The 13294-nt window shown below is 42.4% G+C and carries 5 protein-coding genes; 4 read left to right on the top strand and 1 reads right to left on the bottom strand.

From position 1 onward, the window contains the following. The first annotated feature begins 733 nt into the window (after nt 1-733). From EHR06_RS01045 to EHR06_RS01030, 4 genes are all read left to right on the top strand, one after another. The gene (locus EHR06_RS01045) at nt 734-1804 is read left to right on the top strand and encodes a TMEM43 family protein (protein ID WP_135755326.1); all 1071 of its coding nucleotides are present in this window, start codon (nt 734-736) and stop codon (nt 1802-1804) included. Nucleotides 1805-2229: 425 nt separating this feature from the next. After that, nucleotides 2230-6000 carry a hypothetical protein gene (locus EHR06_RS01040; RefSeq protein ID WP_208757726.1) on the top strand — a complete coding sequence of 1257 codons (3771 nt, stop codon included), beginning with the start codon at nt 2230-2232 and terminating at the stop codon, nt 5998-6000. A gap of 32 nt (nt 6001-6032) precedes the next feature. Then, nucleotides 6033-9131 carry an Ig-like domain-containing domain gene (locus EHR06_RS01035; RefSeq protein ID WP_135755324.1) on the top strand — a complete coding sequence of 1033 codons (3099 nt, stop codon included), beginning with the start codon at nt 6033-6035 and terminating at the stop codon, nt 9129-9131. A 342-nt stretch (nt 9132-9473) separates the two neighbouring features. Beyond that, entirely contained in the window at nt 9474-12497 is a 3024-nt protein-coding gene (locus EHR06_RS01030) for an Ig-like domain-containing domain (protein WP_244288457.1), read from the top strand. A 62-nt stretch (nt 12498-12559) separates the two neighbouring features. Here the strand turns inward: EHR06_RS01030 and EHR06_RS01025 are convergent, their stop codons facing one another. After that, entirely contained in the window at nt 12560-13294 is a 735-nt protein-coding gene (locus EHR06_RS01025) for a FecR family protein (protein WP_135755323.1), read from the bottom strand.

The raw sequence follows: 13294 nt of genomic DNA, 5'->3' as shown, positions 1-13294 counted from the left end.
CTTTCATAATATTCAAAAATTAGAATATACCTGAAAAGGTTTGGGCGGCTCTTCGCTTCGCTTAGACCAGGCTACTGCGGGTTCGCGCATTCGCGCTCATCCGGCAAGCCGGACTAGCGCCCTTCGTATCCTTGCCGCGGGCTGCAAGTTTTGCACGCAGAGTTCACGGAGTGCACAGAGCAGGGAAGTGAAAGAAAATACTTTGTATTAAAATCCCGCGGCAGAGATGCGTAGATCTTTAGTCCGAGACGCGAAATCGAAGCAGCACGACCGAGCGCCGAACTGCTTGGAATGCCCGTGATAAACCCATCCGACTATCTCGGACTCACTCCTTGTGTAGTTCGCGAGAGGCCGCCCGAATATTCTTTGTTGGAATTCCTACATGGATGGAAGATCGCCCCCGCCCTGGTTCGGGTGGAGGAGGAGGGCCTCGTGGGAAAGCTCGCATTCTCTATATCAGAAAATCCTTCTTCTTTCAACTTGGAATTCTCGACTTAGTTTTGTGGGAACTGCCGTAATTCACGGGAACTTTACACCCAGGAAATTACTTGCAAGTTAAGATTTTCCGGAGTTTCGCGTCCTATTTTTAAAAAACGCATTCTATCTTTTCTAAAACGTATGTTTGGAGAAGAACTTCTCCCTTTTTAGATTGGAAAAAAGATATTGCCTACCGAATTGTGTGGAATGTAGAATGCCCTTTCGTCTTTTTTAAGGCCAGTTGGGAGGTTTTTACATGGCGTTTGAAGAATCAGGGGAAGGTTCGAGCATATTCGGATCGATAGGTGACTCATTCAAAGGAATGTTGACTGGGGTAGTATTATTCCCCCTTTCCTTATATTTGATATTTCAAGTGGAAACTTGCGAACAAGCAAGTGCGGCTCTCAAAGGTGCATTACCTGCATCCCAGGCAAAAGCCGGGATTGCGTCTTACGTTACAGGTAAATTGAGTGCTGATGAATTAGGCGGTGAATTCGTAAAACCTGGGAAATATATTTCCTATTCTCAATCTTCCGAAGTATACGCTTGGGAAGAAACCAGCAAAGAAGATTCTAAAACCAAAAAAACGGTCTACGACTGCGAATTGGATTGGATCTCTTCTCCTAAAAATCCTAAAAATTTCAAGGATCCTGCATGTAAGTCCAAACCTTTCTATAAAGCGACTGTGGATGATAAAAGTTCCGTTGCTTCCGATGCGAAAGTTAAGGCCGAAGACGGCAAAATTTTCAGCGTGAATTTGAGTAAAGTGGATCTAACCTCCGCTGTTCCTTCCGTAAGCCCAGGATCTGGAGATTTGTCTAAGGGGATTGCTGAAGGAGATTATATCTACTTATCTCAAAAATGCGCGAGCGACCAAACGGAAGGTTGTGAAAGAATTAGTGTATCTCTTGTTCCCGTTCCGGAAGAGAACATGACTTTTGTAGGATCTGTCAGCGGAAGTTCGATCGGAGAATTTACGAGCGAAGAAGGTAATAAATTTTTGAATGCTTCTGTGGGAGATTACCTGACCACTATGAAGGATATCCAAAGTGATGATAATACGACTAAATGGCTGATGAGGTTGGGTTGTTTTATCGCGATGTGGGTAAGTTTCAATCTTCTCGCAGGACCATTACTTTCCCTTTTAAGTTTTGTTCCTCTTGTGGGAGAATTGGGCAAAACTGCACTTTCAATAGTGTTTGGAGTTGTGGCATTCGTGATCACTGCTGTTACCATTCTTCTTGTGAAGTTTTGGTATATCTGGCTGATATTGGGACTTGCCGCAATTGGTTACGCTATCTATAAGAAGAGGGCGGCTACAGCTTAGTTTCCATATTCAAAATGTAATAAAGAAAAGGCCGGGATTTCTCGGCCTTTTTTATTTTTTTTGCGGTCTCTTGAACCGCTTCTTGTCAATAAAAACTTTCCAAAAAGTAAACGTGCGTTTATTCGAAACCTAGATTATATCATGCTTTAGAACATGATTTTAAGTGGAATTCTGAGAAAATAAGAGACGCATAAGTCATTTAAAAATAACATACGTTATCCTAAAAACTGTCAATTATAGTGAAAAAAGTCCTTGTCTATACCGTTATAATATGTACCAGTATAGCGATCGATACACGATTCGAACAATTGATATAAAAAAAGATTGAAGGTTTTTTAGAGCCACGGTATAAATAGAAGCCGTTCTGGTTCCAAAAAATAACAATTGTTCAAAAAAGCGAACATGGACCCAGAGAGGTTTAAGGGATGAAGATGCTGCCAATAGGAGAGGTTACCGGGGGGAAATTTCGACTCCTGGATTTTAAGAAAAATATAATTTTCATTTCTCTTATATTATCATTATCTGCGGCCTGCTCTCATGCTGGAACGGATAAGAACGGAATTTCTCAATTCTCAGATAATACTGATGACTACAAAGGTGTTTCTTTATTCAGTTTTTTGAATCCTTATCCGGTAGTGAAAAGTTTTTTCACCAATATGGACCCTGTAGGCTTCAATGAAGCCCTGGGGGATGCGCTCTCCCAGGCGCCAAGAACGGACAATTTAGGCACAATTCGCGCCTTAGAATCTGCTATGCTGCAGAGTAGAACTAGCGTCCAAACTCTTTCTTTGGGACTTGCGGATATGATCGAGAAGATGCAGACTTCGAATCCTGCTGCATATTCTTCTATCCAGCCTGTTTTTGAGAAGATCCGTCATTATAATAAACCTGTGGTCCGTAATTTAATGCCTCTTGGCGCGAACCAACTTTTGATCGAATACAATACTAAAACGGCGAATCAAGTCGCTACCTCCATACACGACACTGCGGACATTCTAACCGATCCGGATTCCGTGGATACTCTTCACGATATAGAAGATTTTCTTTATAAAGGATTACGTAAAAATACTACATTCCGTACCGGAGTTGAAAATCTGTTAGGAGGATTTTTTGCTCCTTCTCTCCTTACCGATCGTACTTTAAAAGAAGGTTTTATTTCTCTTGTTTATGATTTCGGCGAGATGATGTATAAGGCCGCCGGGTTTGAGGACCAAATGACTCCTCAGACATCATTTAAGAATTTTATAATAAATGCTGAGAACTTTTTCACTGCAAATACTACCTCTCCTGCGGAGCCGACCGCTAACGAATATTCTACAAATGCGGCGTACAATAATCCGGGAGGCACATTAAAACCTACTGAATTAAGAACAATGTTACGGGATTTGTTTTCCGTAATAAAAGGACTTATTATTCCTTCCGGAGATGTTACTGTTAACATTTTAAAAGAAACGTCTAAAAATGCTTATATGCTGGATTTTATGAGGAATTCTTCCGGTTCCAGCCAGACGTTTAAGGATCTTTTGCAGTTAGATGGAGACGGAAGAAACCGCCAGACGGATATAGAAAGCCGCCCGGTTTCCGCTTTAGAAACCTTGTTTATTGTTATCACCTTAGGGGATATTTACGGATATCGATGGAATCCTGTAGGGACTCAACAGAGAAATAATATGTTAACCGATACCGGTCCTGTTACAACCGGTGGAGAGCTTACTCTAGGCGATTCAATGTTTAGCATGGGTTCGATCATCGCGGCTTCGAATGAATCTGATAATTTCAATTTTAAGAATATTACTGAAAATAGCAGAACCGGCGGAAATACGGGAATTACTAAAGTTTTTAGAGATGATACTCCGGATACAGGTCCGGCAACTGCCGATGCATATAGAATAGGTTTTAATACGAGAGTACTTTCTATCCTAGAAGCTCCTTCTCGAGGAGAAACTCTGCCGATCACCGATACTTCCACCGGCACCTCGGCGATGAACGAGTCTTCTTTCGATAAACTGTATAACAAGACGATCCCATGGATGCTGGATTGGGTAGTGAAAGTTACTCTGGAGGGTTATGGTCCATACTATAGCAAAAAGGACGGAAGTGGAAATCCGATTGCTCCTAACGGTGATTTGCTTCATTACCAGCCAAATTGGAATACTGCCCAGTATTATATCCAAGTAACCCCGAGAATCGGAATGACTGCTTCGGATCGTCTCAAATGTGATCCGAATCCGAACGGGACTGCGGTCACAAATGCAGCTACCGCAATTGAAACCGAATGTAGGATTTATATGGGTGGTTTTCAGGAAGGAGCCACAAATCCTGCGACTGCGAATCCGGGAGCAACAAAAGGATTTTATTCTATTTCGGAAACCGTTTCTACTCCGATCCAAGTAGCAAGCGATGAAGAAGCATTTTATAAGAATCTTCAATGGTTATTATATGAGAAACGATTTGTAGCAGTTCTTCCTGTCCGTGCGAAATTAGCGGCTACTGTTACTTACGAAGAAGCTTTGTTTATAACAGCGATCGGCAATGGGATCATGGGAATGATGAATTTGGCTCCGAATTGCGGACCTTTAAAAAACGATTGTATAAATTTTAATGGGTATTGGGCTAAAAAGGGGACCCAAGTTAAAAATTATTCGGACCAAGGAACCGGGCTACAAGATCTTTCTAATGAGCCGGGAGATTCCGTTTTCTTAATGGAAGGTTGGGGATACGGACTTGCTGGAGACGAAAGTTTTCAAGTGACTGCGGTATATTCCGCTCTTTTCCCGCTTTTAATCCCTGATCCTACCACTGTGTACGGGATGATCCCTCCGGTTATCTCTCAGAATGCGGGAGCAATTAAACAATTAGGTTTCTTAGGAACAACTGATACTCCTCCTTCTCAAGTAAATACTAACTGGAATAAAAGAAATCGTCTAACTCCTTTCATCGTAGCCTTGGCAAAAGCTTTAGGAGACGATGCAAAAGATCCTGCAAACAGACCTTTAGGAAAGAATCCTTATAAATTATTAACGAATTTAGCTGAAATATTCTCAAGGCCGTATCTTTTCTATGGATTAGATACTACGGAAACTAAAACGTTACCTGCCACCGCTGGTCCACCTGTATATAATATTCCTGCCGTACCTTCTATTCTACAGATCCGTACCGTAGGAGTAGCAACAGGATTCAGGAACCCGTCCGCTACTCCCGTAGAATACAAACCTTCTAAAAACTACAGAAGCCTTCTGAGCATTCTGATAGAAGGAACATCTACACCTACAAGCACCGACCGAAATCGTATGACGGACGGTCCATTAGATCTATTAAGTAAAACTGATATTCTTTCCGGATTGATCAAGTTTACCACGAATCTAGGGGATCCTGCTAAAACGGATGCGAGAGACAAGGTGATGGGCGGCCTTTCCGGAATTTTGGGCCAAACAAAACTTTGGTCGGATTGTGGTGGAGAAGCGAATTTCTACACCAACTGTCCGAACCAGTTCGCTATAGACAAAGGAATTGATTGGTTGGTATATCGTGTTGCGGATAAATACGATGACCGTCCTCGAAATGATCTGTATGCTCCTTCTTGGGTGAAAGTGGACGATCTGGTAAGAAGGATCCGCGATTACGTTTCCAGATCTTCCGGCTGGTCTTTGGTGAAATCCTTAGATTTCCTCCTGGATCTCTTGTTGGATATCCAACTCACAGCTGCTGAAATTACGAATACCTTGGATCTTGTTTCTTCTCTCTTCTACGTAGGGGATGATACTGATCCGAATAATTCCGCTCTGGATACGAGAACTTATACTATTTCCGATATTGTGACGACAAGCCTTCCTCCTGTTTTGGATTCTATGGCTCCTTACGGAAGGAATTTATACGCAACAGGTTACCAATTGGGTAAGCCTGGCAGTTTCTTCAGTTTCTTAGAGAAGAATGCGAACATGTCTTCTCAATACACCGTGGAAGAACTATTCGAAAATACTAAAGTACTTCTAAGATCCGATATGATCCAAACTTCCCTTATGGATAACAGGGCGTTCCTGTATTCCGCGGGAACATTGATAGGATTGTTTGGGGATATTTATGAAAGAGGTCGGCGTTTCTCCGGATCCGACGCTTTCTTCTATGATAATTGGAATGAAGGTCAGCCCACGTCGACGTACTGGGACGATATGAATGCGATATTCTCACTAAGATGAAAAATAGATATATAACGGGACTACCGACACAAATGAAGACGCAAACACTCAAGGGATTTTTACTTACCGGTTTCGCTTTAATCTTAGTATCCATTGGATGCGGTGGAGAAAAACAAGCGAGTCTTTCCGACTCGATTTTTACAAGTCTCGGTATCGCTACCGATTCCGGAGGAAGCCTTCCCACTAGTGCGTCTTTAACTCCTTATAAGGATACCGACGAGCCGGCGACTCTTCCTGTGGATTTCGGAACTACAGGACCTCAAGCATTATTAAACCTATCTTCTACCGACCAAGTGGATCGTTATAAAAGTTTAGAGATCGTTTTCTCTGAGCCAATGACTCAATCCACAGTGACTTCTGATTTCGTGCTGAAGGAAAAAGTCGGAACCTTATTGCCAGGGCCTGCTGCTGAAAAGGGAGGATCCTTTTATTGGAAATCCGGTGGAAGATTGATCTTTGATCCTTACAAAGAGTTAAAGCCTAATACTACTTATAAACTCACTTTGACTAGTGCTTCTCAAGGTTTAGAAGGCGGAAACCTACAACCTTATACAATAGAATTTACTACTGAGCCCGATTATCTGATCGGTGCTACCTTAAATGGAACGGCGGTTGGTCCTGCGAATTCTTCTAAGGACTTAACTTATACGGACGCTGCTCCTGGAACGATCGCTATGAATCTGAATGCAAGTTTCACTTCTCCGATCAGCGGCGCGAATCCTATTCAAACGATCAAACTGAAACATTTAAGTTCTACTGCAGAGCATGTGATCTGTGCGGCACCTCCTTGTGATATGACTGCTCCTCTTGCTTCTTCTTTAAATTTGAACACTTTCTCCGGAGCAAAGGCAGGACTGAAACCTTTCCAAGGCGGGAATGCTTATATCTTTGAGATCACTACCTCTAACGGTAAAGTATTCCGTAGATCCTTCGGATTCAATTACGGAAAAGTAAATACTACTCCGTATGCTTTGATCACAAATGGAGCGGCGGCGATCGTAGATGAAACTCAGGCTTTAAAATTATTCGGCCAGATTTTAGAGAGATTTACAAAGAACGATTATAAGATCGTTGGTAAGTCCTTTTCAGATTTTTCTAATATTCCTAAGAGTACTGCTAAAAGAACAAGTTATTGTATAGATTATCATTCTGAGATCAATTTTATCCGTAGTTTCGGGGATTCCACTGATCCTGATAATGGAGATGGATACTGCGGTGGGTCTGGAGCGAATCCTGGAGCATTCGTAGGCAACGGATGTTTCTTAGGTTGTTCCGATTTCGATATGGACGTTTATATCACAGGAGTTAATATTCCTGCGATGACCGGAGCTGATCCTACTATCACCGCAAGTTTAAGTGTTCCTGCAAATAATAACCTGAAGGTTAGCATTAACGGACGTAAGGCGATCATCAATCTTGCCATTATCGCAAGAAACAGAAGTTCTATCGGTCTTGGGCTTGTGGGTTCCGGAAGTAAGTTCTATTTTACTACAATTGCAGAAGTGAATTTGAATGAAACCGCAAACCCTCGTGCTGCGGTCGGAAATACGAACACTGTAGTGGATTCGAATGGGGAATTTAATATCGCGATTAAAACTCCTCTGACTATAGCCGCTCTTCCTGCGAACACTGCCTCCGACAATTTTTATACGAAAGAATGGTCCGACCATTTGAGAGTTAAGAATAATGCCGGAACTTTGGATTCTGTAGACTATGTAGATTCTACTTCCTGGGCAGCGGACCTTCTATCCTCGGTAACTGCGTCCATCGCGAACGATATGGTCCCTGCTTTAAAACCTGCGATCACTCAGTCCATGTTAAAGGACGTTGTGCAAAAGGTTGCGCCTAATGCGTTAAATGCGGTCGTGACATCCTTAGCGAATCCAGGTCTGGACGTGATATTGCCGGATTATCTTCCTGCTCCTCTTCAAAGTTTCCCTCTTTCCTTAAAATTAAAATTCCAAACGGATGTGGTTCCTACTGTTTCCGGAGCGAACAAAGGGTTAGTTGGTTCTGCTTCCGTTGCTTTGGTTGCTAAAAATCCGCTCGGGACTTCTGATCCGAATTATCACGGGCACCAATTAGCTGCAGGTTTCGTGAGTACTCGTCCTGTTCCTAATGCAGATGCACTTACTAAAACTTTCCCATTCTCTAAAAGTTCCACAAACCCTGGACTTCTTTTGACTCTGACCGCGGATACTGTGACCCAGGCCGCTTATAGTCTCTGGCAAAACGGTGCTTTAAATTTAAGGATCAATAAACCTTTTATAGATTCAATCACGGCGTATGCAGGCACGGATCCTTTATTCCAGTTAACTCAAGAGTTAGTAAAAGTAGGGACCTTGTTGAATATCTTGGCTCCGGGTAGAAATACTTTAGTCGGTTTGAATCCGAGTGATTCTTCCAAACTGATCCAAAGCGTAAAAGCTTCGGATGATGTGGATATCGACGTGTATGCGATCCACGCACCTAACGGAGAGTTCAAGTTTGGAGGAGCGAATTCTATTCCGGCATTAGTTGTGAACTTTACGGATTTGGAATTGAGAATTTACGGAAGAAGACCGAATGGGACTCCGATCGGATACCCTAACTTGAACTCGATTACATGCTCTTCTGCGGCAGCGGATAGTGCTGCAAACAGTTGTCGTTATCTTCTGAATACGGTGCGTGTAAGTATCAAAGGGGACGGATCCTTCAATTTTATTCCATTTGTGAATCCGGATCCTAGTGGAAAACCTCAGTATAATAATTTGAACGCGATGAGCCTTGTGATCAAAAAAGACGAGAACAGTATGGCTTATACTCTGGATATTCTGGAAGGAAACTCTGTGAATCCATTCGGATTAGACCCTAAAGGAATATTCCAAGTAGTGGATCCTCTGATCCGTTCATTGATCATTCCTTTGGTGAATAACGTATTACGTCAGGTGCCTTTGCCTAAGTCACTGAACGTATCTGCGATCACGAATTATTCTTCAGGTGCAGTATGTAATCTTCAGTCTACTACGGATAAATTGAAATTGATCACTATCCCGATCCCGAATACGGAGCCTTATCCGTATCTATTCGGAGGTCTTCAGTTCCAAGGAGCTGCTGCTACCAATCCGGGAACGGTTGTGCAATGTCCTTAATAGCATATAAGTAGGATGTAAAGAGGCAAAAGTATAGAAAGGTAATATTATAAAAATAGAATAAATCCTGAACCAAGAGTTTTCTCCAAAATTGAAAATAAACTCTTAAGGACTGGGCGGTTTTTCGAAAGAAGAAGGTCCTGTCCGAGGTTGGATAGGCACTGACGGGTGCCGATTCCGGCCGAATTCGAAAGAAATCATGCGATTGAAGACTGGAGAAAAAAGATGGTTACCGGATTGGGTGAAAGAGATAGAATTTTTATTAAACGGACGGTTGTTATAACCTGTCTGGCAGTACCCCTTTTATTTTTGGGATGTAAAGATTCCGAAAAGGGGGGAGGAATGCTCGATTCCTTTCTTAGTTCCATAGGGATCCCTATCGATGATGGAGGTTCTATTCCGGGAACTTCTAATAATATTAATTATACTGAAACCGATACTCCTGCCACTTTACCGGTTGATTTCGGGACCACCGGACCTCAGGTCCTTCTGAATTTAGCCAGTCTCACTCAGGTAGATCGTTATAAAAGTTTAGAGATCGTCTTCTCTGAACCGATGCTTTCAAGCACTGTAAAAGCGGACTTTGTTTTTACGGAAGATAACGGCACGCTTCTTCCCGGACCTGCTACGGAAAAGGGAGGGACATTCTATTGGAAGTCCGGAGGAAGATTGGTATTCGATCCGTATCGTGAATTAAAAGCAAATACCACTTACAAGCTTACCTTAACCTCTGCTTCCAAAGGATTGGAAGGGGGAAGTCTTCAACCTTATACTGTCAGCTTTACTACCGAACCGGATTATTATATTACGATGTCTTTAAATGGTACTGGAGTGGGTCCTGCGAATTCCCAAAAGGACCTGACTTACTTGGATGCGACTCCCGGTACGATTTCAATGAATCTGAACGCAAGTTTTACCAATCCTAATAATCCGAACCAGATCCAAAGTATCAAATTAAAACATATGGGTTCCACTGCGGAACATGTGATTTGCGCGGCTTCTCCCTGCGATATGACTGTACCTTTAGCTTCTTCTTTGAATTTGAACGCTTTTTCCGGAGCAAAGGCGGGATTAAAACCTTACCAAGGTGGAAACGCATACGAATTCCAGATCTCCACTGCCGACGGAAAAACATTCCGCAGATCCTTCGGATTCAATTATGGAAAAGTAAATTCTAGTCCATACGCTTTGATCTCTAATGCTTCTGCTGCGGTTTTTGACGAAGCTCAGACTTTAAAATTATTTTCTAATATTCTACAAAGATTTGCTCATGCGGATTTTAAGATCACGAATAAAACATTTAACGATTTTTCCGGATCTCCTAAAACCACGGATGTTACTCCTCTTAGGGACCCCGATGGTAACGGAAACTTTTCCGATAGAAGATGTATAGATTTCTGGTCTATTACCGCGAATGATTTTCCGATCTCAGTGAACTATGTAAAAACCTATGGGGATATGGCGGGTCAATTCGGGAACGGATATTGTGGGATCGCTGGAAATACCGGCGCATTCAATATTACTGCAAGCTTTTTAGGAAATCTTCCTATGTGGCTGGACGTATATATCAATAACGTAGTAGTCCCTCCTTTGGCTCCGGATAATACAACGAATATTACGGACTCAATTTACGTCCAGGCGGACGGAGTAATGGGAGTAGATCTGAACGGTAAAAGATCCGTGATAGATATCACTACGATCGGATATTCTCATGATTGTACAGGTCTTGCTTGTTTATTAGGAAATGATGATACATACGGATTTTCTACTACGGCTACTTTGAATCCGAACTCACCTTATACTTCTCGTTTAGCGAGAGCAAAGGCGAACGCAAGTTTTGATTCGAGCGGAAAAATCGCGGTCGCGATCAAAACTCCTTATACACCTACGGATGGGATCAACGGGAACTTTTATGTTTCAGAATGGACCAATAACCTAAATGTAGCGGGTGTAAATCTACTTGCTGCTACGGATACATTGGGTTCTTGGCTTTCTCCAATTACGGAGAGTGTGGCGAATAACGCAGTTCCACAGGCAACTCCTTATATCACTCAGTCAATGCTTAGAGATATTGTGGAGAGGGTATCCGTGGAGGCAATGAACGCTGTATTAGTTTCTTTGAATAATCCAGGTTTGGATGTGACTCTACCGGATTATTTACCCGCACCTTTGAATAATTTTCCATTGTCTTTAAGATTGATGGCTCAAAACGATGCGGTAGTAAAATCCGACGGCACGAATAAAGGAATACTAACTTCTGCTAGCGTATCTTTGGTTGCCAAAACTCCTCTTGCAAATACGGATCCGAATTATCATGGACATCAATTAGCTGCCGGTTTTGTGAGCACTCGTCCTATACCGACCGGAACCGCTATGGCAAAGACATATCCATTCTCCAGAAGTAATGCGAATCCTGGATTACTTCTTACATTGAATGCGGATACTGTGACCCAAGCTGCTTATAGTCTCTGGCAGAATGGTGCCTTAAATTTAAGGATCAATAAACAATTTATTAATCAGATCAAGCAGTATGCGGGTTCCGATCCACTCTTTGAATTGACCCAAGAGTTGGTTAAGGTAGGAACCTTACTGAATATCCTATCTCCGGGCAGGCCTTTAGTGGGTTTAAAACCGGGAGATCCGACTAAATTTGTTCCGAGTGTAAGTTCACAGGATGATGTGGACATTGACGTTTATGCTATTCATGCACCGAATGGTGAGTTCAAATTCGGAGGAACAAATTCTCTTCCCACTTTGGTAGTGAACTTTACGGATTTGGAATTAAGAATATATGGTAGAAGACTTCCAGGAACCGATGTAGGCAATGGAAGTGTTGTGCCTTGCAGCGCTGCGGCCGCAGATAGCGCTGCAAACAGTTGTCGTTATCTTCTGAATACAGTTCGTGTAAGTATAAAAGGGGATGGGTCCTTCAATTTTATTCCTTTCGTGAATCCGGATCCTGCAGGAAAACCTCAATATAATAATTTGAACGCACTGAGTCTTGTGATCCGAAAAGACGAAGCAAGCATGTCCTATACGATGGATATTCTGGAAGGGCCTACATTTAATCCTTTCGGTCTGGACCCTAAGGGGATCTTCCAAGTGGTAGATCCTTTGATCCGTTCATTGATCGTTCCTTTGGTGAATAACGTGTTAAGACAGGTGCCTCTGCCTAGTTCCTTAACCTTGGATGCGATCACGAATGTCAGCTCCGGGAATAAATGTAATCTGCAATCTACTACGGATAAGCTGAGATTGGTTACTATTCCGATTCCGAATTCGGAAGCGTATCCTTATTTATTCGGAGGACTTCAGTTCCAGGGAGCATTTGCTTCTAATCCTGGAAACGCGATCACCTGCCCTTAGGATAAAAAAAAGAGGCTCAGATCCTTGAGCCTCTCATACATTCCAAAATCTTTATAAAAGATTTACATTTTTCCCCCGCCGTAAGTCTCATCACTCGGAACGGAATCCTCGGGAGTCCAACCTTGAGGTGTATGGCAGGATAAACAGTTTTTTAGGGAAATATTCTTTTTCATCAGGTCCTTGAAAGGAGGAAGAGATTTGAATTTTACGATAATCCCTTCATAAGAACTTCTTTTGGGCTCTTCTCCGCTTCCTGGGTAATAGCCGCCATTTCCTTTTTCCTGCATGGTTCCGTCTTTCGGATCACCTGTTCCATTCATCAGAACTTTACCTTCACAAGTACAGAAGGAAGAATCTTTGGATTTATGGTCATGGAATGCGGAGAAGGCAGTTCCTCTTACGCCGGCAGTGGTAGTGGGGGTGCTTACCTCGAATTTTTTGCCTTTTAGATTCACAAGTTGGAACCAGGCAAATCCGCTTTGTACTTCCAGTTTACCGTCTTTGGATTCATTGTACAGACTGGAAATTTTCAGTTTTGTATTCGGAAGGATTTTAAACTCGGAACCCTTATAGAGTAGTGTTGTTTTAGAGGCGTTCCCTGTGGAAACAATATCTCCTTCTGAAACCAGATCCCCTTGTTTTAAAATGTTCCAACTTCCCTTTCCGCCTTTTTGTAGCTGTACTTTTCCGATCAGGAAGGAAACTCTTGCGTCCTTTTCCTTATTCTCTTGGCTTACTAAAACCAAGGAACCGATGGAAAGAACTAGGCTTAAGATCATCCAAACTCTTAGTTTCAT

The sequence above is a fragment of the Leptospira dzoumogneensis genome, assembly GCF_004770895.1.
Classification (GTDB): domain Bacteria; phylum Spirochaetota; class Leptospiria; order Leptospirales; family Leptospiraceae; genus Leptospira_B; species Leptospira_B dzoumogneensis.
The sequence above is the reverse complement of the archived record's forward strand: the minus strand, read 5'-3'. Positions and strand labels throughout refer to the sequence as shown.